The 21,511-nt window shown below is 73.9% G+C and carries 19 protein-coding genes; 12 read left to right on the plus strand and 7 right to left on the minus strand.

Going from position 1 to position 21,511, the window contains the following annotated elements; genetic code table 11:
- From ACWCQ1_RS24915 to zapE, 4 genes are all read right to left on the minus strand, one after another.
- A partial coding sequence (locus tag ACWCQ1_RS24915) for a SulP family inorganic anion transporter (RefSeq protein WP_451027413.1) occupies positions 1-1,198 on the minus strand: 1,198 nt, incomplete at its 3' end.
- Positions 1,199-1,206: 8 nt separating this feature from the next.
- Positions 1,207-1,785 carry a carbonic anhydrase gene (locus tag ACWCQ1_RS24920; RefSeq protein WP_133041546.1) on the minus strand — a complete coding sequence of 193 codons (579 nt, stop codon included), beginning with the start codon at positions 1,783-1,785 and terminating at the stop codon, positions 1,207-1,209.
- A gap of 90 nt (positions 1,786-1,875) precedes the next feature.
- Complete coding sequence (locus ACWCQ1_RS24925) at positions 1,876-2,268, minus strand: hypothetical protein (RefSeq protein WP_451027414.1); 393 nt, start codon at positions 2,266-2,268, stop codon at positions 1,876-1,878.
- 154 nt (positions 2,269-2,422) lie between these two features.
- Complete coding sequence (gene zapE / locus ACWCQ1_RS24930; protein ID WP_451027415.1) at positions 2,423-3,529, minus strand: cell division protein ZapE; 1,107 nt, start codon at positions 3,527-3,529, stop codon at positions 2,423-2,425.
- A 37-nt stretch (positions 3,530-3,566) separates the two neighbouring features.
- Between zapE and ACWCQ1_RS24935 the strand changes: the two genes are divergently transcribed.
- The 4 genes from ACWCQ1_RS24935 to msrB all read left to right on the plus strand — a co-directional run bounded on the left by ACWCQ1_RS24935 (position 3,567) and on the right by msrB (position 7,301).
- Complete coding sequence (locus ACWCQ1_RS24935; RefSeq protein WP_451027416.1) at positions 3,567-4,373, plus strand: pyrimidine reductase family protein; 807 nt, start codon at positions 3,567-3,569, stop codon at positions 4,371-4,373.
- 133 nt (positions 4,374-4,506) lie between these two features.
- A complete protein-coding gene (locus ACWCQ1_RS24940; RefSeq protein ID WP_207929648.1) occupies positions 4,507-4,980 on the plus strand; it encodes an indole-3-glycerol phosphate synthase in 474 nt (157 codons plus the stop codon).
- 508 nt (positions 4,981-5,488) lie between these two features.
- Positions 5,489-6,880 (plus strand): UDP-N-acetylmuramate--L-alanine ligase, encoded by a 1,392-nt coding sequence (murC, locus tag ACWCQ1_RS24945; RefSeq protein WP_358598600.1) that lies wholly within the window; start codon positions 5,489-5,491, stop codon positions 6,878-6,880.
- A 13-nt stretch (positions 6,881-6,893) separates the two neighbouring features.
- Positions 6,894-7,301: a peptide-methionine (R)-S-oxide reductase MsrB gene (gene msrB, locus ACWCQ1_RS24950; RefSeq protein ID WP_133041551.1), complete on the plus strand. Its 408-nt coding sequence runs from the start codon at positions 6,894-6,896 to the stop codon at positions 7,299-7,301.
- A 22-nt stretch (positions 7,302-7,323) separates the two neighbouring features.
- Here the strand turns inward: msrB and ACWCQ1_RS24955 are convergent, their stop codons facing one another.
- Entirely contained in the window at positions 7,324-7,617 is a 294-nt protein-coding gene (locus ACWCQ1_RS24955) for a trypco2 family protein (protein WP_133041552.1), read from the minus strand.
- A 90-nt stretch (positions 7,618-7,707) separates the two neighbouring features.
- Between ACWCQ1_RS24955 and ACWCQ1_RS24960 the strand changes: the two genes are divergently transcribed.
- Genes ACWCQ1_RS24960 through ACWCQ1_RS24985 form a run of 6 tightly spaced genes read left to right on the plus strand, consistent with a single transcriptional unit; the run spans position 7,708 to position 15,901 of the window.
- On the plus strand, positions 7,708-9,030 hold the full coding sequence (locus ACWCQ1_RS24960) for a S1 family peptidase (protein ID WP_358598597.1): 1,323 nt from the start codon (positions 7,708-7,710) through the stop codon (positions 9,028-9,030).
- Between the two features lie 43 nt (positions 9,031-9,073).
- Positions 9,074-11,362 carry a tetratricopeptide repeat protein gene (locus tag ACWCQ1_RS24965; protein WP_358598595.1) on the plus strand — a complete coding sequence of 763 codons (2,289 nt, stop codon included), beginning with the start codon at positions 9,074-9,076 and terminating at the stop codon, positions 11,360-11,362.
- Positions 11,363-11,417: 55 nt separating this feature from the next.
- Positions 11,418-12,815 carry a hypothetical protein gene (locus tag ACWCQ1_RS24970; protein WP_451027417.1) on the plus strand — a complete coding sequence of 466 codons (1,398 nt, stop codon included), beginning with the start codon at positions 11,418-11,420 and terminating at the stop codon, positions 12,813-12,815.
- Positions 12,812-13,873 carry a hypothetical protein gene (locus ACWCQ1_RS24975; protein ID WP_451027418.1) on the plus strand — a complete coding sequence of 354 codons (1,062 nt, stop codon included), beginning with the start codon at positions 12,812-12,814 and terminating at the stop codon, positions 13,871-13,873. The genes ACWCQ1_RS24970 and ACWCQ1_RS24975 overlap by 4 nt, the downstream gene beginning before the upstream one ends.
- The gene (locus tag ACWCQ1_RS24980; RefSeq protein ID WP_358598587.1) at positions 13,870-15,117 is read left to right on the plus strand and encodes an ABC transporter substrate-binding protein; all 1,248 of its coding nucleotides are present in this window, start codon (positions 13,870-13,872) and stop codon (positions 15,115-15,117) included. The genes ACWCQ1_RS24975 and ACWCQ1_RS24980 overlap by 4 nt, the downstream gene beginning before the upstream one ends.
- A 34-nt stretch (positions 15,118-15,151) precedes the next feature.
- Entirely contained in the window at positions 15,152-15,901 is a 750-nt protein-coding gene (locus ACWCQ1_RS24985; RefSeq protein WP_358598584.1) for a YqjF family protein, read from the plus strand.
- Between the two features lie 36 nt (positions 15,902-15,937).
- Here ACWCQ1_RS24985 and ACWCQ1_RS24990 read toward each other — a convergent pair whose 3' ends face one another.
- Positions 15,938-17,101, minus strand: a complete 1,164-nt coding sequence (locus ACWCQ1_RS24990; RefSeq protein WP_451027419.1) for a lysylphosphatidylglycerol synthase domain-containing protein — start codon at positions 17,099-17,101, stop codon at positions 15,938-15,940.
- A 365-nt stretch (positions 17,102-17,466) separates the two neighbouring features.
- On the opposite strand from ACWCQ1_RS24990, the gene nagZ reads away from it, so the two are divergent.
- Entirely contained in the window at positions 17,467-18,960 is a 1,494-nt protein-coding gene (gene nagZ / locus ACWCQ1_RS24995) for a beta-N-acetylhexosaminidase (protein ID WP_358598581.1), read from the plus strand.
- Between the two features lie 10 nt (positions 18,961-18,970).
- Here nagZ and ACWCQ1_RS25000 read toward each other — a convergent pair whose 3' ends face one another.
- Positions 18,971-20,266: a glycoside hydrolase 5 family protein gene (locus ACWCQ1_RS25000; RefSeq protein WP_451027420.1), complete on the minus strand. Its 1,296-nt coding sequence runs from the start codon at positions 20,264-20,266 to the stop codon at positions 18,971-18,973.
- A 15-nt stretch (positions 20,267-20,281) separates the two neighbouring features.
- On the opposite strand from ACWCQ1_RS25000, the gene ACWCQ1_RS25005 reads away from it, so the two are divergent.
- The gene (locus ACWCQ1_RS25005) at positions 20,282-21,391 is read left to right on the plus strand and encodes an N-acetylglucosamine kinase (protein ID WP_358598578.1); all 1,110 of its coding nucleotides are present in this window, start codon (positions 20,282-20,284) and stop codon (positions 21,389-21,391) included.
- Positions 21,392-21,511: the final 120 nt, after the last annotated feature.

Consider the following 21,511-nt stretch of genomic DNA (forward strand, 5'->3'; position numbering starts at 1 on the left):
CCACGGACAGGGCCAGACCGATGAGCACGCCCTCGAACATGTTGACCGCGACGATCGAGACGGCCGTGACCACGAGGATCAGCGCCTCGCCCCGGTGGCTGCGCCACAGCGCCGAGATCTGCCGGAACGGGATCAGCTTCCAGCCCGCGTGGACCAGGATGCCGGCCAGGGCGGGGATCGGGACCAGCGCCAGGGCGGACGGCAGCGCGGCGGCGAACAGCAGCAGCCAGGCGCCGTGCAGCACCCGCGAGGCCTTGGTCCGCGCGCCCGCGCCGACGTTGGCGGAACTGCGCACGATCACCGCGGTCATCGGCAGCGCGCCGAGCAGACCGCACACCGTGTTGCCCACGCCCTGGGCGACCATCTCCTTGTCGTACTCGGTGCGCGGACCGTCGTGCAGCCGGTCCACGGCCGCCGCGCTGAACAGGCTCTCCGCCGAGGCGATCAGCGCGAACGCCACGATCGTGCCCCAGATGGCCGGGGTGGCCAGCTCACCGAAGGCGTCGCCCCCCGGCACCTGGACGACGCCGAACAGGCCCTCCACCGTGACGGTGGCGACCGGCAGGCCGAAGGCGAGGGTGGCGGCGGTGGCCAGGACCACCGCGGCGAGCGCGCCCGGCACCGACCGCAGCGCCTTCGGCATCCTCTTCCACAGCACGATGACGGCGATGGTGCCCGCGCCGATCGCGAGCGAGGCCAGCGCCTCGGTGCTGCCGAGCGCGTCGGTGAAGGCCCCGGGCAGACCCGCGATCTTGCCGAGGCCGGTCTCCGGAGCCTTCAGGCCCGCCGCCGCGTAGATCTGCCCGGCGATGATCACCAGTCCGATGCCGCAGAGCATGCCCTCGACGACGGAGACGGATATCGCCCGGAACCAGCGGCCTATCTTGAAGATGCCCATCGCGAGCTGCAGCAGACCGGCCATCAGCACGATCACACCGAGCGTGCCCACGCCGAACTCGCTGACGGCCTCGAAGACCAGCACGGTCAGACCGGCGGCCGGCCCCGAGACCTGCAGACTGCTGCCGGGCAGGAACCCGGTGACGAGGCCGCCCACGATGCCGGTGACCAGGCCCAGTTCCGCCGGGACGCCGGAGGCGACGGCCACGCCGACGCACAGCGGCACCGCGACCAGGAAGACGACTATGGAGGCGAGGAAGTCCTGCCGCAGATGGGGGAACTTCGAGGTCAGGGTCGTCATCGCCGCGCTCACAGGGCCTTGAAGACGTCGGCGGCCGGGTCGTGCGCCTGCACGGCGCCGGTGTGGACCTCGTAGAACCAGGCGTGCAGGGTCAGTTGACCGTCCTTCAGCTTCTTGTCGATGTACGGGTACGAGCGCAGCCTGAGCAGCTGCGTCAGGACGTGGCTCTGCACGCCCTCGGCCACGGTCGGGTCCTCCACGGTCCCGGTCGGGCGCGGGGTGGCGTGCGCGAGCCAGTCGCGCACGGCCGGTACGGCGTCCAGGTCGTCGCCGCGCACCAGGGCGCCTACGGCGCCGCAGTGCGAGTGCCCGCAGACCACGATGTCGGAGACGCCGAGCACCTCCACCGCGTACTCGATGGTGCAGGCCTCGCTGGTGGGGTGCTCGGAGGCGTACGGCGGCACGATGTTGCCCGCGGTGCGCAGCTCGAAGAGCTCGCCCGGGCGGGCGCCGGTGATCAGGGCCGGTACGACCCTGGAGTCGGAGCAGGTGATGAACAGCACCTGCGGGGACTGGCCTTCGGCGAGTTTGGCGAACTCCTCAGGGCGCTGTCCGAACGTACGGGCGTTGTCGATGAGGGGCTGCATGATGGGGTGACTCCTCCTGACGCGCCGTGGGGGGCACGTCGGTGTGGGCTGGAACAGGGTGGGGGAACTGCTCTGTTCTGCTCGGCTCGCTCAGCAGCGGAAGACCTGAAGTGCCGCCGGGGAGCGGGACGTCGAGGGTCTCGACGGATGCGGGGCGCGGGGCGCCGCCGGTTCGCGGGCGGACGCCGGGTCCTCGCCCAGCAGGGGGCGCTCGGGGTCCTCGGGCGTGAATCCGGTGTTCACATGGCGGTCGCGGGTGCGCAGGGGGCCGGTCGGGGCCCCGGAGAGACCGCAGTCGCCGTGCGTCGCGGACTCGTCACGCAGCGCCTTGCCGGAGGGTTTCGTTCCGGGCAGGTCCTTGGCCACGGCGTGACGGGCCGTGTGCGCGGCTGCGAAGGATGCGTTCGGAGCGAAGAGCTGGAGGGCGAGCAGGGCGGCGGCGAGGAGGGCCAGGGCGGCCCTGGCCGTCGTACCTCGGAACATGCGCCCCCCTCCGTGCTCTTCGTGTCTCTGGTCTCGACCAAAGGATGGTCAACGACTGGTCAAGAGACACGGTAACCCGGTGATCCCGTTTGCAGGGTTAACTCTGCGTTTCGAGTTGAAGAGGGCCTGAATGGCGCCGGTGGGCTGGCGTGATCTAGTCGGCGGCGACGAGCGACTTGCCGTCCCGGGCCAGCGCGGTGAGCCGGGATATCGCCCGGAAGTACTTCTTGCGGTAGCCGCCGTTCAGCATCTCCTCGCTGAACAGCCGGTCGAAGGGCAACCCCGAGGCCACGACCGGGACTTCACGGTCGTAGAGCCGGTCCGCGAGCACCACGAGACGCAGCGCCGTCGCCTGGTCCGGCACCGGCTGGACGTCGGTGAGGCAGACCGCCCGCACGCCGTCGGTGAGCGCGCCGTAGCGGCTGGGGTGCACCTTGGCGAGATGGTCGAGGAGGGACGGGAAGCCGTCGAGCGAGGCGCCCTCGGTGGCGTGCGCCGCCCTGGTCACCTGCTCGTCCGAGAACGGCGCCGGCGCCTCGGGCAGACCCCGGTGGCGGTAGTCCTCGCCGTCGATGCGCAGCGGCCGGAAGTGGGCGGACAGGCCCTGGATCTCGCGCAGGAAGTCGGCCGCCGCGAAGCGGCCCTCGCCCAGCTTGCCGGGCAGGGTGTTGGAGGTGGCGGCGAGCGCGACCCCCGCCTCGACCAGCCGGCCGAGCAGGGTCGACACCAGGACGGTGTCGCCGGGGTCGTCCAGCTCGAACTCGTCGATGCACAGCAGACGGTGGCCGGAGAGCGTCGTCACCGTCTGCTGGAAGCCCAGGGCGCCGACCAGGTTGGTCAGCTCCACGAAGGTGCCGAACGCCTTCAGCGCGGGCTCCGCCGGGGTGGCGTGCCACAGGGAGGCGAGCAGATGGGTCTTGCCGACGCCGTAGCCGCCGTCGAGATAGACACCGCGGGGACCGGCCGGGGTCTTCGCTGCCCTGGCCTTCCCGAAGCCGAGGAAGCCCCGCTTGCCGCCGCCCGCCTGGTGCGCCGCGCCGAGACCGGCCGCGAAGCCCTCGAGGACCCCTACCGCCTCGGTCTGGCTGGGCTGGTTCGGGTCCGGAATGTAGGTGCTGAAGCGGACCGAGTCGAAGCGTGGCGGGGGGACCATCTCGGCCACCAGCCGTTCCGCGGGGACGTGCGGCGCGCGGGCGCACAGGGACAGCGGGGCCGCGTCGGTCGAGGGACGCAGGCCGGGAGCGGAAGGCGAGGACGACACGGTCACCCATGCTAAGCGTCGTGGAACACTGCACGGCATGCGACGCCTGTTCCCTGTGACCGACCAGACAGTGCCGACCGCCTCCGGTGAGGGACCCGGTGAGCCGGACGGCGGTGAGTGGAGCCTCGCCGAGCTCGCCGCCGCCTACGCCTATCCCGAGCCCGCCGCCGGGGGCCGGCCGGTGCCCTGGCTGCGCGCCAACATGGTCGCCACGCTGGACGGGGCCGCGCAGCACGACGGGAAGTCGCAGCCCATCTCCAACGCCACCGACATGCGGATCTTCGGCACCCTGCGGGCGCTGGCGGACGTGGTGGTCGTCGGCGCCGAAACGGTACGGCAGGAGGGGTACCGGCCCGCCCGGGTGCGCGCGGAGTTCGCGGCGGCGCGGGCGGCGGCCGGGCAGACGCCGGTGCCGGCGATCGCGGTCGTCACCGCCGGCCTGGACCTGGACTTCTCGCTTCCGCTGTTCGCCTCACCCGAGGTGCAGACGCTGATCCTCACCGGTGCCGCGGCGGCCCCGGACCGGGTGCTGGCCGCGGAGAAGGCGGGCGCCCGGGTGGTGGTCGCCGGGGACGGCGTCGGGGTGGAGCCCGCCCGTGCCGTGCAGGCCCTCGGTGAGCTCGGTCACACCCGGCTGCTGACCGAGGGTGGCCCGCGGCTGATGGGGCAGTTGGTGGCGGCGGGGGTGCTGGACGAGCTGTGTCTGACCGTCGCCCCGATGCTCACCGCGGGGGACGCCCAGCGGATCGCCGGGGGGCCGTCGGTCGCGGTTCCGCGGCGGTTCGCGCTGGCGTCGCTGCTGGAGGAGGAGGGGTTTCTGTTCAGCCGCTACCAGCGGACCTGACAATCGTTCAGCGGTACCGCCGGTCCCGAAATCGGCGGAACCTACCGTTCCGCTTGCCTTGCGGCGGGCACACTGAATCTCGCAGTCCCCGTGAGATCACGGGGCAGGATGGTTTCCGCAGAAGGGGCGCCCGGTGTTCACAAGCGTACTGATGATCGAGAAGGCCCTGACGTCCGCAGACGTGGAGTTCGTCACCGGCCTGCACGGGGAGGAGGAGGTCTCCTTCCACGTACTGCTCCAGCCCCGCGGCGACCAGGCCGACCGCCTGCTGCGGGCCATCGACGACGTCGCCCTCGGCGAGCTCGACGAGGCAACGCGCGAGGGCCTGACCCCGGAGGGGGAGGAGGCGAAGAGCTTCGGGGAGCGGGCGCTGGCGGTGTCCCTGCAGGCGCTGACGGCGGCCGGCAGCGCGGCGGAGGGCAGACTGATCGAGGACCATCCGCTGGACGCGCTGAAATCCCTCGTGGAGGAGATCGGCGCGGACGAGGTGATCGTGCTCACCGACCCCCACTACGTGGAGGAGTTCTTCCACCGGGACTGGGCGTCCCGGGCCCGCCACAAGGTGGGCGTCCCGGTCCTGAAGCTGTTCTCCCACAGCAAGGCGTAGCCGCCGCCACCGGGCCGGGCCGGGTCGGGTTGGGTTTGGATTAGGTCGGGTCGGGCGAGGTCGGGCCCGGGCCGGATAAATGGGGCGAGTCGCCGGGACGGTCTGGGCCGGGTCGGGTCGGGCGAGGTTCGGCCCGGGTCGGTTCGGGCCCCTCCGGTGGGTGGGGCGAGTGGCCGTGCCGGCCCGGGTCAGTTGGTCGTGGCCGGAGGGACCGGGATGGACGACCGGGGTGGGCGACGCGGCGCCCGTCGTGCGTCGTCCTGGCGTTGATGCGCCATGGATGCGCCATGGATGCGTCGGGGCGGCTCGCGCCCGCGCGCGGCGTGGCAGGACGCCGGTGACGGCCCTGCCTTCCTTCGCGGCGCTGCCGCAGGCCGCTGCGGCCCCGCGCCCCCTCGCGTGTCGAGCGGACGCCTGCTGAGCGGCGCAGGGGACCGGACGGCATAGGCTGGGGCGGGTTCCGCAGCAGGACGCCCGACCCTCGCACCGCATCTTGGGAGACATACGCATGGCACCCGGCACCCTTCCCCCCGCCATGGACCGACCGCACTTCATCGGCATCGGCGGTGCCGGGATGTCGGGCATCGCGAAGATCCTCGCCCAGCGCGGAGCCAAGGTGGCCGGCAGCGACGCGAAGGAATCCGCGACCGCCGAGGCGCTGCGGGCCCTGGGCGTCACCGTGCACATCGGACATGCCGCGGAGCACCTCGCCGACGACGCCAGCTGTGTCGTCGTCTCCTCGGCGATCCGGAAGGACAACCCCGAGCTGGCCCGCGCCGCGGAGCTGGGCGTCCCGGTCGTCCACCGCTCCGACGCCCTCGCCGCCCTGATGGGCGGCCTGCGGCCGATCGCCGTGGCCGGCACCCACGGCAAGACGACCACCACCTCCATGCTGGCCGTCTCCCTGTCCGCGCTGGGCCTCGGCCCCTCGTACGCGATCGGCGGCGACCTGGACGCGCCCGGCTCCAACGCCCTGCACGGCGAGGGGGAGATCTTCGTCGCGGAGGCGGACGAATCGGACCGCAGCTTCCACACGTACGCCCCCGAGGTGGCGATCGTGCTCAACGTGGAGCTCGACCACCACGCCAACTACGCGTCCATGGACGAGATCTACGAGTCCTTCGAGATCTTCGCCGGGAAGATCGTGCCCGGCGGCACCCTGGTGATCTCCGCCGACCACGAGGGCGCCCGTGAGCTGACCCGCCGGCTGGCCGGTTCGGTCCGGACGGTGACGTACGGCGAGGCCGAGGACGCCGACGTGCGGGTCCTGTCCGTCGTCGCCCAGGGCCTGAAGAGCGAGGTCACCGTCGAACTGGACGGCGCGCCGCTCACCTTCACCGTCTCCGTGCCCGGCAGGCACTACGCCCACAACGCCGTCGCCGCCCTCGCCGCCGGGGTCGCGCTGGGTGTCCCCGCCGCCGAGCTGGCGCCCGCCCTGGCCGCGTACACCGGGGTCAAGCGGCGGCTGCAGCTCAAGGGCGAGGCGGCCGGCGTGCAGGTGATCGACTCCTACGCCCACCACCCGACGGAGATGACGGCAGACCTGGAGGCGATGCGCGCCGCGGCGGGCGAGGCCCGGATCCTGGTCGTCTTCCAGCCGCACCTGTTCTCCCGGACGCAGGAGCTCGGCAAGGAGATGGGACAGTCGCTCGCGCTCGCGGACGCCTCCGTGGTCCTCGACATCTACCCGGCCCGCGAGGACCCGATCCCCGGGGTGACGAGCGAGCTGATCGTCGAGGCCGCGCGGGCCGCGGGCGCCGACGTGACGGCGGTGCACGACAAGAACGGGGTGCCGGACGTGGTCGCGGGAATGGCGAGGGCCGGTGATCTCGTTCTCACCATGGGCGCGGGCGATGTCACCGACCTCGGCCCGCGCATCCTGGACCGTCTCGCGAACTAAGGGGCTGAGCTTCATGTCGTACGACGTCGACAAGCCGGACGAGCAGTGGCGTGCGGAGCTGACGCCGGCCGAGTACGCGGTCCTGCGGCAGGCCGCCACGGAGCCGGCCTTCACCGGTGAGTACACCGACACCAAGACCAAGGGCGTCTACTCCTGCCGCGCCTGCGGCGCCGAACTGTTCACCTCCACCACCAAGTTCGAGTCCCACTGCGGCTGGCCGTCCTTCTACGACCCGAAGGACACCGACGCGGTGGAGCTGATCGAGGACCGCTCGCACGGGATGGTGCGCACCGAGGTCCGGTGCGCCCGCTGCGGGTCGCACCTCGGGCACGTGTTCGAGGGTGAGGGGTATCCGACCCCGACCGACCAGCGCTACTGCATCAACAGCATCTCGCTGCGGCTCACGCCCGACGAGGCCTGAGCCGCGACCCCGCCGGCGGCAGCTACCGGCCCACCTCGTGGTGTCGGCCGTCGGCGCGGGGCAGGGGCTTGAGGTCGACCTGGATACGGTGCGTGGAGTCATGGCTCACCGAGCCGCCGAGCCGTGCCTCCACCACGCCGAGGCGCAGTCCCGCGCCGCCCTCGCCGACCCGGTGGAACTGCACCGCGAACTCCAGGCTCACCTGCTCCACATTGAACCGCCAGTCGCTGGCGGCACCCTCGGCCTGCGCCCGGGCCAGCTCCGCACGGACCGTGCCGATGGCCTCCGCGAGACCGACCGGTTCCGTCTCCCCCATGCCAACTCACCGCCGACTTCCGTTGATTGGCCGATCCAACCTCGTCACAAGTCTAGGGACGCACCAGCCCCGCGCGTAGGGTGAACCGGTATGGGGGAGCTACGTGCGGACTGGAGGCTCAGGCTGCGCCGCGGGGACGCTCGCGGTCCCGTCCGCGGTGCCGGGGTGCTCGTCGATCAGCACACGGCGCTGACCTGCGCCCACGTGGTGGGCGACCCGGACGCGGTCATGTGGGTGGAGTTCGCCGAGAACCGCGCGCTGGAGGGCGTCAGTGCACGGGTGATGCCGGGCGGCTGGCTGCCGGAGGGCGAGGGCGGCGAGGACGTCGCCGTGCTGCGTCTGGACAGCGCGCGCCCGCAGGCGCGGCCCGCCCCGCTGGACGGCGTGCCGGGCGGCGGCACGGTGGTCTTCGCGACCGGCTACGCGGAGGGCTTCGACGACGGCATGACCCTGTGGGGCCGGATCAGCGGGGTCCACGGGGAGCGGGTGCAACTCGACGCCGTCACCAGGGCGGAGGTGGTGCGTCGCGGCTTCAGCGGCGCCGCCGTGTGCACCCGGCCGTACGAGGGGCGCCCCACCCGTGTGGTCGGCCTCGTCGTCAGCTGGCGCGGCGACATGGACGAACTGCTGCCCGAGAACAACCGGCTCGCCTTCTCGTACCTGATCCCCGTCGAGCGGATCGCCGAACTCTCCCCGCTCGTCAAGGAGCTGAGCAGTCCGCACGCCTGGGACCACGGCTTCGAGGAGCGGTTGGCGCGCTGGTTCGAGGATCCCGACGAGGACCCCGTGAAGATCACCGTCGTGCCGCCGGACAGCGGCAAGGACCGCTCCTTACGGCACCTGCTGCACCGCGCCCACCTCGTCCACCACGGCGGTGTCTCCAGCCGGCCCGACCTCGCCGACCACGCCCTGGAGCACATCGGCTTCCCGACCGGCGCGTACCTCGCGTACTGGGACTGGCTGCTGGGAACCAGACGCCGCCCCACTCCGCCGCCCGTACTCACCCGGCCCGCCACGGTCCTCGTCGACGGACTCGACGAGGAACCCGAGCCGGGACCCCTGATCGAACTGCTCGCCCGGCTGCGGGAGTGCGGCTTCCGGCTGCTGCTCGTCTTCCGGCACGAGGGCGGCACCGGCTGGACCGCCGCCCGCGATACCCTGCTGCGGCCCGCGCTGCTTGACCACGCCGACGCGCTGCTCGCCCGGCTGCGGCGCGTGGAGTTCGGCCGCTCGGTCCAGTTCGGTGTCGTCGACCGGGAGTCGCTCGCCACCGCCACCGAGACCGCCGACCGGCGCCGCACGGAACGCCTGCGGATCGACACGCTGACCGACCCGTCCCGGCAGCTCGCCCGGCTGCGCGAGCTGATCGCCGTCCTCCGCGAGGACCTGCGCCACCAGGGAGGCCCGGCATGAGGGGGGCCGTCCGGCGCGGGGAGGGAAGGAGGGCGCCGCGAGGATGACGACCTGCCCGCACCGGCACTTCACCGGAGCCCCCTGCGGCGGCTCCGTCCTGCCCACCGGCTACTGCGCCGAGTGCGGCCGCCACGAGAAGGCCCCCGGGCTCCCCCCGCTGCCGAAGGACCCCGGAGACCTCGGGCCCCGCGAACTCCTCGCCCTCCCGCGACGCGAGCCGCGTCCCGCCGAGGAACGCCTGATCCACCCCGAGGCACCGCTGCGCATCCGCATGGGCTGCTCCTCGTGCGGCATCACCTTCGCCCCGCCCTACACCGTGGGCCCGGTACCCCTGGAGGGCCACTGCCCCAACTGCCGCGAGCGCTACTCCTACCGGCCCGAACTCGCCCAGGACGAGAAGCTGCGCGAGCAGTACCGGATCCTCGGGCCCATCGCGCACGGCGGCCAGGGCTGGGTCTACCTCGCCGAGGACACCCACCTCGGCGACGTCGTCGCCGTCAAGGGACTGCTCAACCGCTACGAACGGGACGGCGCTCGGCTCGCCGACGTCGAACGCCGCAACCTCGTCGCCATCCGCCACCCCCGGATCGTGCAGATCCGTGACTTCGTCGCCCGGCGCGAGGACGGCGACCGGGTCACCGGCGGCTACGTCGTCATGGACGACGTCGGCGACGGCACCCTGGAGAAGGTCGTCCAGGAGACCCGGCGAGGACAGTTCGTCCTCGACATCGAGCACGTCGCCGCCTACGGCTGCCAGATCCTGGAGGCCCTCGGCCATCTGCACACCGGCGGCGAACGGGTCTTCCTGTACGGCGACATGAAGCCCTCCAACGTCGTGCACCACCGCGACGGCGTCAAGGTCATCGACCTCGGCGGCATGCGCGAACAGGGCCAGACCGAACCGCCCGCCCATGTCACGCCCGGCTACATGGCACCCGAGACCGAGGCCTCGGGCCTGCCCACCGTCGGCCACGACCTGCACACCGTCGGCGCCACCCTGCGCGACCTCGCCCGCTGGGCCGTGGACCGGGTGCCCGGCCTCGGCGCCGCCTCCTTCTGGTGGGTCCTGGAGCGCGCCACCAGAACCGACCCGGACCTGCGCTTCGCCGACGCCCAGGACATGGCGGGCCAACTCCGCGGCGCCCTCAGGGAGATCCGCGCCCTGCGCGGCAAGAGCGACCCGCCCGAACCCTCCCGCCACTTCCGCCCCTCCGCACGGCTGCTCGGCGCCCGGCTCGGCACGGTGCCGGACATCGGGCACTGGCTTCGGCGCCCGCGCCGCGACCGCTACCAGCCGCCCCGCGCGCCCGCCCTCGCCCTCGGCGCGCCCACCCCCACGGAGATCGCCCGCTGTCTGCCGGTGCCCCGCCGCTACCCGGACGACCCGCAGACCGCCCGGTTCGAGGTCAGCAGCGGCTACGACCCCGGCCATCTCCTCGGCCAGGACGGCGAGAAGCCCACCTCGGTGGAGATCTGCCTGCACAACGTGCGCGTCCTGCTGGGCCGCAACACCCCCGAGGACCTGGAGAGCGCCCAGGAGGAACTCGACACCGCCGACTCCATCCCCGGCCCGCGTGCCGTACGCCAGTGGCGGCTCCAGTGGCACCGCGCCCTGGTCGCGCTGCGCCGCGCCGACGTGGACGGTGACCCCCGCCAAGTCGCCGAGGCCAAGGCCCACTTCACCCGGGTCCGGCTCGACCTGCCCGGGGAGTACGCGCCCAAGCTCGCCCTCGCCTACTGCGGGGAGTGGCTCGGCGACGACACCGCCGGGCCCACCGCCAAGGAGCTGTACGAGGCCGTGTTCGCCCGCAACCCCTCGCACGGCGGCGCCGCCCTGGGCCTGGCCCGGCTCGCGCTGCGCGACGGCGAACGCGGCGCTGCCCTCGACGTCCTCGGCCGGGTCCGGGCGGGCTCGCTGGACCACACCGTCGCCCGGATCGCCGCCCTGCGCATCCGCGCCGCCCGGCTGCCCGACGCAGACGACCCGCTGCCCACGCCCGCCGAGGTCGACGCGGCGCTCGAGGAACTGCGCGGCCTCGGCCGGCGCACCCCGGGCGCGGGCGAACCCGGCCTCTCCGAGGACGAGGTACTGCGGCTCAGCACCGAACTGCACGAATGGAAGCTGGACGCGCTGCACAGCCGCGGCGACGGCCCCCGCCACCCGGGCCGCGGCGCCCGGCGCCTGAGGCGGCCCTCCCCCGAGGAGCGCGAGGTCCGCGCCCGGCTGGAGCGGCACTACCGGCAACTGGCCGCGCACCACCGGGAGTCGGCCGCCGCCCATGAGCACCTGGTGGACCTCTCCCACGCGGTACGACCACAGACGGTGATCTGACCCCATGGACACGGCGGCGCACACCCGGCGCCGAGGAGACGAAGGCGAGGGACCGGTGACGTACGAGACGAGCAGCCCCGTCCGGCCGCCGCACCTGGACGTCCGGCTGCACGTCGACCTGGACGGCGAGGTGCGTCCGCACCGCAGCGCCAAGATCGAGGCCCATCTGCGGGTCGACGTGGCCGCCACCGGCGCCGCCGAACTGCCGGCCGTCGAACTCGCCGTGATCATCGCCGTGGACGTCGCCGAGACCCACCGGACCGCCGTACGGCACGCCCTGCCCGCCGCGCTGCGCGCCCTGCCCGACGACATCTCCTTCGCGGTCCTCGGCGGGGGCCCCGAACCCGTCCCCTGCTATCCCCTGCGCGGGGGCGAGTGGGCCGTCGCCGACCACGACCACCGACGGCGGGCCGCCTTCGCCGCGGGCGCGCTGCCGCTGCACCGGGACGGCCCGCGGCCCGCCGGGTACGCCGCCTGGGTGGCGCGGGCCCGCGCGCTGCTCGCCGCCCGCCCGCTGTCCGTACACCATCTGCTGCTCATCACCGACGGCAGCAGCGCCCCCGGCGACAGCCGGCTGCGGCAGGAACTGGAAGCCTGTGCCGGGCAGTTCACCTGCGACGTGCTCGCCGTGGGCACCGACTGGCCGCCCGAACCGCTGCTGACCCTCGCCGAACGGCTGCACGGCACGGCCGAGTTCGTCGAGGAGGGCCTCGGCTCGGCGATCACCGCCGCCGTCCGGCGGCTGCGCCGGGTGCACACCCCGCAGCTGCCCATCGCGGTGACCGTGCGGCCCGCCGTACGCCAGGTCTCCCTCAACGAGAAGGCACCCCGGCCGCACCGGCTCGGCGGACTGCGCGAGCCCGGACGGCCGTACACCTGGCTCTTCCCCACCTACCAGTGGGAGCCCGGCTCGCGCGACTATCTGCTCACCCTCGTCGCCGACGCCGACCACGACCCCGAGGAGACCGAGCTGCAGTTCGCCATGGTCTCCGTCGGCGACGTCCATGCGCCCGTCACCGCCCGCTGGCACCGGCCCGACCCGGCGGCACCGCACGGCCGGGGCGGCGACAGTGTGCTCTCCCTGAACGCAGGCACCGCCATGCGCACCGCCCTGCGCAAAGGGCTCCTCGCCCTGCGGGAGGACCGACGGGAGGAGGCGGAACGCCATTTGGGGCGGGCCGCACGCCTCGCGGCCGGCCTCGGCACGGACTGGGTGCTGGAGGAGATCCGCGCCGTCGCGGTGGTCGAGGACGCGGCCGGGGGAGAGGTACGACTGCGCACGGCCGTCGACGCCGACACGCTGGCCCCGATGATCCTGCGCGTCGGTTCCGGGCCGGTCGAAGCCCCGGCCGAGGCGGCCGGGCCCCCGCCCGGCCCGCGCTGCGCCGGCTGCGGCACCCCGGCCGGCGGCGAGGCCCGCTACTGCATCAGATGCGGGGAGGAACTGCTGTGACGACGGGACGCACCTGGCACACGTACACCCCCGCCGCGTTCTGGCGCCGGCGCCTTCGCCCCTACCGGACCCGGCGGCTGCTGGAGGCGCACGCGCTGGTCCTCACACTGTGCGCGGCCGTGGCGGTCAGCGCCCTGCTGGTCTCCTACCGCCAGACCCAGCAGGCCTCCCAGGCCCTCGCCGCCCGGCAGGCGCCCGCCGTGCAGGGCCTGGCCGCCACCCGGCTCGCCCTGATGCGCGCGGACTGGGGCGCCAACGACCTGGTGAAAAGGGGCTTGGCCGACATCGTGGGCCCCGGCGAGACCTACCGCGTCCAGCTCGCGGCGGCCGACCAGGGACTGTCCCGGATCGCGGACCGCACCGACCAGGACCTCGGCACCGTCAACGGCCTGCTCGCCTCCTACAGCACCTCGATCTCGCCCGGCGCCTTCCAGTACGGGCACCAGCCGCTCATGCGGCAGCAGAAGCTCGTGGAGGCGGCCTCGCTGCTCAGCCGTCCGCAGACCGGGATCGCCTGGCGGCTGGACAAGCTGCAGGGCAACCAGATGGGACGCGCCGCGGCCACCGTCGGCATGGGATGGGTGCAGCGTGGGGGCTGGTGGGTCGCCGAACTCTCCCTGGCCGTCCTGGGAGTGACTCTGCTGTCCGCCCTGTTCGTGCTCCGCGACCGCTGCGGCCGGGACTGGGACGTGTGTCTGCTGCCAGCGCTGGCCCTCACCGTGCTGCTGGCCGTCTTCCCGCTGCTGACGGCGTCGTCGGCGCAGCACGACCTCGACCGGGTCGGCGGAGGGCTGAGCGGCATCACCGAGGTCTCGCGTCACACCGCCCGGTGCGACCCCGCGCTGGCTCCGGCCGCCTGGAAGAAGTGCGGCGAGCACCTGACCAAGGTGCAGACGGCCGTCACGACCAGGTCCGAGGAGGTACGGCGGGAGCTGACCGGTACCACCTGGACCGACGGGGTGTACCGGGCCACCCTCATCATCGGGCTGCTGGTCTTCGTGCTGCCCGCGACGGGGCTGGGCTACCGGCTCGACCGGGACTACTGGAGGCAACGATGACCCGGCCGTTCCGGCTGCTGGTGATCCTGGTGGCGCTGCTGCTGGTCGCCGCGGGCGGACTGGTGGCGGCCTGGACGCAGCGCGACGAGGCGCCGGTGACCATCCTCGGGACCTGGACCGGCACCCAGGAGAAGCACTTCGAGAAGGTGCTGCGCGGCTTCGGCATCCCCTTCACCTACCAGGGCACCGCGGCCCAGCGCGAAGTCCTGCTCTCCAAGGTGCAGGCGGGGGAGTCCCCGGACATCGTGATCATGCCCGGCGTCGGCGAACTCGGCGAGTACGCCGACCAGCAGCGCCTGCACCCCCTGGGCGACCTCTACGACCAGGCGGACTACGGCGCCCCTTGGGGATCGGCGGGCAAGCGCAAGAAAAAGGTGTACTGGGTGCCGGTGAAGGCCGACCTGAAGAGCGTGGTCTGGTACCGCTCGGGCCACCGGCCCGCCCTCTCCCCGGCGCCGCTCAAGAGCTGGTGCATCGGCATGGGCGACGACGGCGCCTCCGGCTGGCCCGGCAGCGACTGGATCGAGGACCTGGTGCTGCAGCGGGCCGGCCCGGGCGTGTACGCGCGCTGGGCGCTGGGCGACCGCAGCGTGCCGTGGACCGACTCGCGGGTGCGCGACGCCTGGGAGGTGTGGGGCCGACTGCTGCGGCAGAGCCCCTCGGCAGCCCGGCACGCCCTGCTCACCGACCATCGGGGCGAACAGGGCGGCGACGGGCTGCTGTTCGCCGGCTGGAACGGGTGCGCCCTGGAGCACCAGGGCTCCTTCGCCCGCTCCTTCTACAACAAGAGGTCCGCCGAACTCACCGATTCCGCCCCGCTGTTGCCCGGCGGCCCCTACCCGGTGCGGGCCCACGAGGTGACCGGCGACTTCGCCGCCCTCTTCAGCGACCGCCCCCAGGCGAAGAAGCTGATCGAAAAGCTCGCCTCCCGGGAGGGCCAGCGCGTCTGGGCAGGCTTCCAGGACGTCTTCTCGGCGAACCGCCGGGTGCCGCCGAAATCCGACAGGGTTGGTCACGAGATCTCCGAACAGCTCACCGGCGGGGGCACCCGGTGCCTGGACGCCTCCGACGTGATGGCCCCGGCCGTGCGGGACGCCTTCTACGAGGCCGCCCTGATGACCCTCTCCCGGGCCGCGACGGGCGCGGACCTCGGCATACGAGGTCTGCTGAGGGACCTGCAGCGGGTGCAGGACGCGCAGTCCCCCAGCCCGGCGGGCCCGGAGACGGTGTGCAGCACGCCCTGACCGCGGCGCGGCCGGCCGCGGTACGGTGACCCGCGTGCCACCGGAGCCCATCAGCGTCGACGCGCCGGGCGCCATCGCGCGTCCGCTGCTCACCCAGTCCTGGCTCGACCTCGCCTTTCTGCACTGGGCCGCGGACCCCGCCGACGTGGCCCCGCTGCTGCCCGCCGGGACCGTCCCGGACACCCTGGACGGGGTGACGTACATCGGGCTGGTCGCGTTCCGGATGCACCGGGTCGGCTGGTTCCGGCTCCCCGGCGTTCCCTATCTGGGGACCTTCCCCGAGACCAACGTCCGGCTGTACTCGGTGGACGGGCACGGGCGGCGGGGCGTGGTCTTCCGCTCCCTCGACGCCTCCCGGCTGCTGCCGGTGGCCGTGGCGCGGATCGGGTTCCGGATGCCGTACGTGTGGTCCCGGATGACCGTCCGCGCCGACGGCGACACCGTGTCCTACACCAGCTTCCGGCGCTGGCCCGGCCCACGGGGCGCGCACAGCCGCATCACCGTGCGGGTGGGGGAACGGATCGGGGAGCCCACGGAGTTGGAGCACTTCCTCACCGCGCGCTGGGGCATGCACGGCACGTTCTTCGGCCGGCCGATGTACCTGCCGAACGCCCACCCGCGCTGGTCCCTGCACCGGGCAGAGCTGCTGGAGTGCGCGGAGGACCTGGTGGCCGCGGCGGGGCTGCCGACGCCGGTGGGCGAGCCGGTGAGCGTGCTGTACTCACCGGGCGTCCCGGCCCGCTTCGGCCGGCCCGCCCGCCCGGCGGGCATCCCGACGCCGTGACCGGGCCGGTGCCCGGATGACGCGAACCCGCCCGGCTCACAGCACCTTTCGCTGCACCAGTGCCGACAGCACCAGCGCGCCCGGCAGCAGCGGCAGCCACACCGTCAGCACGCGGTAGCCGATCAGGGTCGCCGCGGCCAGGTCCATGGGGGCGCCGAGCGCCGACAGCGTGAACACCATCGCCGCGTCCACCGGGCCGATGCCGCCCGGCGCGGGCACCGCGCCGACCGCGCTGCTGGCGGCGAGGAACGCGAAGGCGACCTGGGCCCAGGACAGCGTCAGGCCCAGCGAGGCGCCGACCGCGTGGATCACGCTCGCCTGGAGCAGGGGCGCGGCGGCGGCCCCGCCCCACAGGGCGAGCACCCGGGACGGGCGGCTGTGCAGCAGCCGTACGTCGGTCAGGGCGGTGCGGACACCGTTCAGCAGCGGACGGCGCAGCGGTCGTACGGTCGTCACGAGGACGCCGGTGACGGCGAGGCCGGCGGCGGCGCCGGAGACGATCAGGACCAGCGTCCGCCCGTCGGGGGCGAGCCCGTCGAGGCCCAGCAGATCGGGGAACGCGAGCAGGAAGATGAGCAGCACCGCGGTCTTCGCGATCGGCCTGACCAGGGAGTAGAGGGCGAGGGAGGCGGTGGCGCGGGCGAACGGGATGCCGCGGCGCAGGAGGAAGCGCAGGGTGACGGCGTGCGCGCCGAGACTCGCCGGCAGCACGTGGTTGGCGGCGCCGGCCGCGAACTGCGAGGCGATCAGCAGCCCGGCCGGCAGCCGCTCGGGCAGGGCGCCCTGCCGTACGCAGGCCGAGGAGAGCCAGCACAGGCAGGTGAAGAAGAACGCCACCAGCAGCCATCCCGGGTCGGCGGACCCGAGCCGCGCGGTCCCGTCCCGCAGCGTCCGCCAGTCGACGACCGCCCAGACGCCGATCAGCAGCAGGGGGAGGAGGACGAGGGCCCGCCGGGTGAGCGTGGCGAGAGGACCGCAGCGAGCGGGGGAGTCCGTGGACTCGTCCGCGGAGGGTGGCCGGATCAGGGCCGACACGGCCGCGGCGAGGGCGGGGCGGCGCGCGGTGGGGGCCGCGCAGACCGGAGGGGAACCGGCCGGGGTGGCCGGGGTGAGCGTCGCGGGCGTGGCCGCGGGGGACGGTACGGCGGGGCACAGGGCCGGTGCCGTCTCGGTGGTGGCGTCGAGCGGGAGCAGGGACACGGCGCACGTCGTCCTTTCACGGCACGTCCGGGCGGCCGGGGTGCGGAGCACGGGCGTGACGGGTGCGGGGCGAGGCAGGAGGGGACGCCGGAACCGTTCCCGTCCGGTGTGACGCCGTGGTGTCCGGGAGCGGAAGGGGCGGGGGCGGGTGGACGACGGGGCAGACGTGGCCGGTTCTGGCCATGGGGGCGTCCGCCGACCTCCCAGGCTCTATCTCTGCCACCGGCCCGTGGGGCCGAAACCCGTTGCGAACGTTGTCCTCGGCGCCGACCTGCAGTGATGCCCGGGACGACATACGCCGTAGATGAATCAATCATCCAACTAAGGGTTGACTTCCGGCTGATCGAGTCAGAAGAATCCGAGAGGTGACCTCCCCGCACGTCCGCGAGACCCAGCCCCCGTCTCCCGCCTCCTCCGACCTGGACGAGGCCGTCCACCGCTGTCTCGTCGCCGGATTCGAGGGCACCACCACCTTCCCCGACACGCTCAAACGCCTGATCGACCGGGGTCTCGGCGGCGTCATCCTGTTCACCCGCAACGTGCGCGACGCCGAGCAGGTCCGCGAGCTGACCGACGCGCTGCGCGCGATCCGCCCCGACCTGCTGGTGGCCATCGACAACGAGGGCGGCGGCATCGGCCACCTCGTCGCCGCCGGCGCCCCCGAGGTCCCCGGCAGTTACGCCCTCGGCGTCGTCGACGACCCGAACCTCACCGCCCGCTGCGCCGACGCGCTCGCCGGCCACCTCGCCACCCTCGGCATCACCGCCTCGTACGCCCCGGTCGCCGACCTCCAGCACCAGTCGCTGAACCCGATCGTGCGCACCCGGTCCTTCGGGGCCGATCCCGAACTCGCCGCCCGCCATCTGCGGGCCTGGATCGGCGCCACCGAGGCCCGTGGCATCGCCTCCTGCGCCAAGCACTTCCCGGGTCACGGCGGCACCGAGACCGACAGCCACCACGACATGGCCGTCGACCCGAGGCCGGGCGAGGAGCTGCGCGCCGACCTCGAACCGTTCCGCGCGGCCGTCGCCGCCGGTGTGCCGATGCTGATGAGCGCGCACGTCGTCTACCCGGCGCTGGACGCCAACCGTCCCGCCACCCTCAGCCGCCGCATCCTGGGTGACGTCCTCCGCCTGGACCTCGGCTTCGAAGGCGTCCTGGTCAGTGACGCCCTGGAGATGAAGGCGATCGCGGGCCGCTACGGCGAGGCCGCAGGCGCCCGCATCGCCCTCGCCGCGGGCGCCGACCAGGTCATCGTCGCCGTACCTGAGCTGGAGGTCACGCTCGCCTGCCGGGACGAGGTCCTGGAGGCCCTGCACTCCCGGCGGCTGCCCGAGGAACGCGTATGGGAGGCGGCCGGACGGGTACGGCGGCTCGCCGAGCGGTACGCGGCCCCCGGCGCCGGGCCGGTCGTCGGCTGGGACTCCGGGGCCGGGCTCGAGGCGGCCCGCCGCGCGGTGCACGCCCGGCCCGTGCCGGCGCCCCTGCACGGTGCCCATGTAGTCGACCTCTTCCCGCCCCCGCACCCGGCCCTCAACTGGGGCGGCGAGGACCTGCTCACCGAGGTGCGCGCCCTCGACCCCACCGCCTCCGGTACGGCCGTCAGCGGCGAGCCCAGCGACTCCGCCGCCCTCGCCGACGGCATCCTGCGCGTGTCGCGGGGCGCTCCGCTGGTCGTGGCCACCTGCGACGCCGGACTGCACCCCTGGCAGGCCCGGCTCCGCGACGCCCTGCTGGCCCGGCGCCCGGACGCGGTACGCGTGGACACCGGGCTGCCGGAGGGCGGGGACGTTTTCTCCTACGGACGGGGCCGGGTCAATCTGCGGGCGGTCGCGGAGGTGCTGGCCGCCGAGTGCTGAGGCCGAGCGGTTACGGCCGTACGGTCCTCGCGATCCCGCGCGCCGCCAGGTGCGCGGCGTCCTCGGCCCGTTCGGCCAGCACCACGGCCGGGCGCTCGCCCTGCGTGCGCAGCCGCATCCACGCCTCGAAGTACGCGCCTCCCGGACCGGAGACGGAACGGGTGGCGGGTGTGCAGTCCAACACCAGGGCGGTACTGCGGGCTCGGGGGGACGGGGGCTCGGCGCGCAGTTCCGCGACCGTCTCCGCCAGGGCCTCGGCGACCGGCTTCCGCCGGCCCGCCGAGTCGAACAGCCCCAGGGTGTACTCCAGTTCGGGGTAGTCGGCCAGGGACCGGTCCACGTCGTGCGAGCACCACCAGGTCACGCCCCACAGGTCCGTGCACCCGGCCGCGTTGAGCACGGTGGCGCGGGCGAAGCGCGGGGCGTCGGCGGCCGGGATGTGCGGCTCGGGGGCGCCCGTCTCCTGGACCCACACCGGACGGGACGGATCCTCGGCGTACGCCTTGGCCAACTCCGTTCCGTACTCGGCGAGATGCAGCACCTCGAAGGAGCCGGAGCCGTAACGTCCGGCGCAGTTCGCGGAGAACACCCAGGGGTGGACGGTCGTCAGGTCGCCCTTGCGGGCCGAGGCCTGCGGTGTGAAGGGGTGGTCGTCGCCGTACCAGGCGGCGTCGTAGGCGGAGTGGGTGGCGAGCAGGCCCGGACGCAGGCCCTCCCGGGCCGCCGTCAGCAGCGTGTCGAGGTAGTGGTCGACCTCCTCGGCCGTCACCGGGTTGTGCTCGACCAGGTTGTTGAGCTCGTTGCCGAGCTGGAGGCCGAGGAGGTTGGGCCGGTCGGCGAGGGCGCGGCCGAGGGTGCGCAGGAGCCCGGCCTGCGCCTCGACCGCCTCCGGGTCGGTGAAGACGTTGCGGTGGTGCCAGCTGCGGGTCCACTCCGGGTAGAAGTCGAAGCTCGACAGGTGGCCCTGCACGCCGTCGACCATGACGTCCAGACCGGCCTCGGCGGCGAGGTCCACGAGGTGGACCAGCTGGTCGACGGCGGCCGTGCGGATGAGTGTGCGGTTGGGCTGGAGCAGCGGCCACAGGTGGAAGACACGGACGTGGTCCAGGCCGAGGCCGGCTATCTGGGCCAGGTCCTCGCGGGCGTGGTCCGGGTCGAAGTCGTACCAGGAGTGGAACCAGCCGCGGCGGGGCGTGTAGTTGACGCCGAAGCGGAGTGCGGGGATGGGATCCTCCTCGGGTCGGGGCCGGTCCCCGGGGGCGGGACGCGTCCGTGGGACGGGGCTTGTCCTCGCTGAATGTATCAACCACCATGGTCGGTAATGAATAGCGATTTGAACCAGGCTTTCGGTGAGGTGGGGCCGGGGTCGGCTCCGGGGCCCGTCGTGCCGGAGGCGGCGCTGGTCGTCGGGGTGGACGCGGGCGGTACGCGGACGCGGGCCGTGCTGGCCGCCGCGGACGACGGGCGGCTGCTCGGGGAGGGGGCCGGCGGACCGGGGAACGCCCTCACCGTGCCGCCGGCCCGACTGACCGCGCATCTCGTCGAGGCCGTCGCCCGGGCGGTGCCGGAAGCCGCGCGGGGGCGGGTCGTCGCCGTGGCCGGCGGGTTCGCGGGGGCGACCGGGGCGGACGAGGCCGACCCCGGGCGGGTCACCGCCCTGACCGCCCTCACCGCCGCGCTCCGCGAGGTCGGCATCGGCGCCGGCGCGCTGACCGTCAGCAGCGACATCGAGGCCGCGTTCGCCTCGGCGCCCGGCGCCCCGGCCGACGGGCTCGCCCTGGTCGCCGGCACCGGCGCGGTCGCCATGCGCATCACCGACCGCCACGCCACCACCACGGTCGACGGCGACGGCTGGCTCCTGGGCGACGAGGGCAGCGGCTTCTGGATCGGCCGGGAGGCGGTACGGGCCGCGTTGCGCATGGCGGACGGGAGGGGCGGGGCGACGGCCCTGGCGTTGTCGGTGGGCCGGGCGCTGGGGGTGCCGGGGGAGGTGCTGCCGGGGGAGGGCGGCGGCGAGGTGATCCTGGGTGCCGGGAGTGTGCGCGGAGGGGCTGCGGACGCCGGCGGGGGTTCCGGTCCCGCCTGGCCCCCCGCTCACCGCGAAGCCTTTCGCATGCGTCTTCTGCCCGCCGTCATGGCCGAACCCCCCATCCGGCTCGCCCGGCTCGCCCCGCTGGTCGTCGAGGCGGCGCGGGGCGAGGATGCCGTGGCCGAGGCGATTCTGGCCGAGGCTGTCGAGCAACTGGTGCTCACCGTAGGGGCGTTGGACCCGGAACCAGGGGAACGGGTCGTCGCCACCGGTGGCCTGCTCGGGCCCGGAGGCCCCCTGACCGTCCCCCTCACCGCCCGCCTCCAGGCCCTCGGCCTCACGCTCGACTGGGTCCCCGACGGCTGCCGCGGCGCGGTCGCCCTCGCCCGCCTCCTAATCTGACCCGCGCCGCGCGACCCGCACCCACGAAAGGACCGGCCGCATGCCGACCCCGGACCCCGCGGCCACCCGCGCGGAACCCGTACGCCGACCCGCCGCCCACCTCCTCTACCACGACCCTTC

The sequence above is a fragment of the Streptomyces sp. NPDC002144 genome (assembly GCF_053593695.1).

Coding starts and splice junctions, on each gene's coding strand:
- msrB (WP_133041551.1), top strand. CDS start 6,894: ATGTCGTACGACGTCGACAAGCCGGACGAGCAGTGGCGTGCGGAGCTG.
- ACWCQ1_RS24980 (WP_358598587.1), top strand. CDS start 13,870: ATGACCCGGCCGTTCCGGCTGCTGGTGATCCTGGTGGCGCTGCTGCTG.
- ACWCQ1_RS24960 (WP_358598597.1), top strand. CDS start 7,708: ATGGGGGAGCTACGTGCGGACTGGAGGCTCAGGCTGCGCCGCGGGGAC.
- ACWCQ1_RS24925 (WP_451027414.1), bottom strand. CDS start 2,268: ATGTTCCGAGGTACGACGGCCAGGGCCGCCCTGGCCCTCCTCGCCGCC.
- ACWCQ1_RS24955 (WP_133041552.1), bottom strand. CDS start 7,617: ATGGGGGAGACGGAACCGGTCGGTCTCGCGGAGGCCATCGGCACGGTC.
- ACWCQ1_RS24920 (WP_133041546.1), bottom strand. CDS start 1,785: ATGCAGCCCCTCATCGACAACGCCCGTACGTTCGGACAGCGCCCTGAG.
- ACWCQ1_RS24935 (WP_451027416.1), top strand. CDS start 3,567: ATGCGACGCCTGTTCCCTGTGACCGACCAGACAGTGCCGACCGCCTCC.
- ACWCQ1_RS25005 (WP_358598578.1), top strand. CDS start 20,282: ATGAATAGCGATTTGAACCAGGCTTTCGGTGAGGTGGGGCCGGGGTCG.
- murC (WP_358598600.1), top strand. CDS start 5,489: ATGGCACCCGGCACCCTTCCCCCCGCCATGGACCGACCGCACTTCATC.
- ACWCQ1_RS24965 (WP_358598595.1), top strand. CDS start 9,074: ATGACGACCTGCCCGCACCGGCACTTCACCGGAGCCCCCTGCGGCGGC.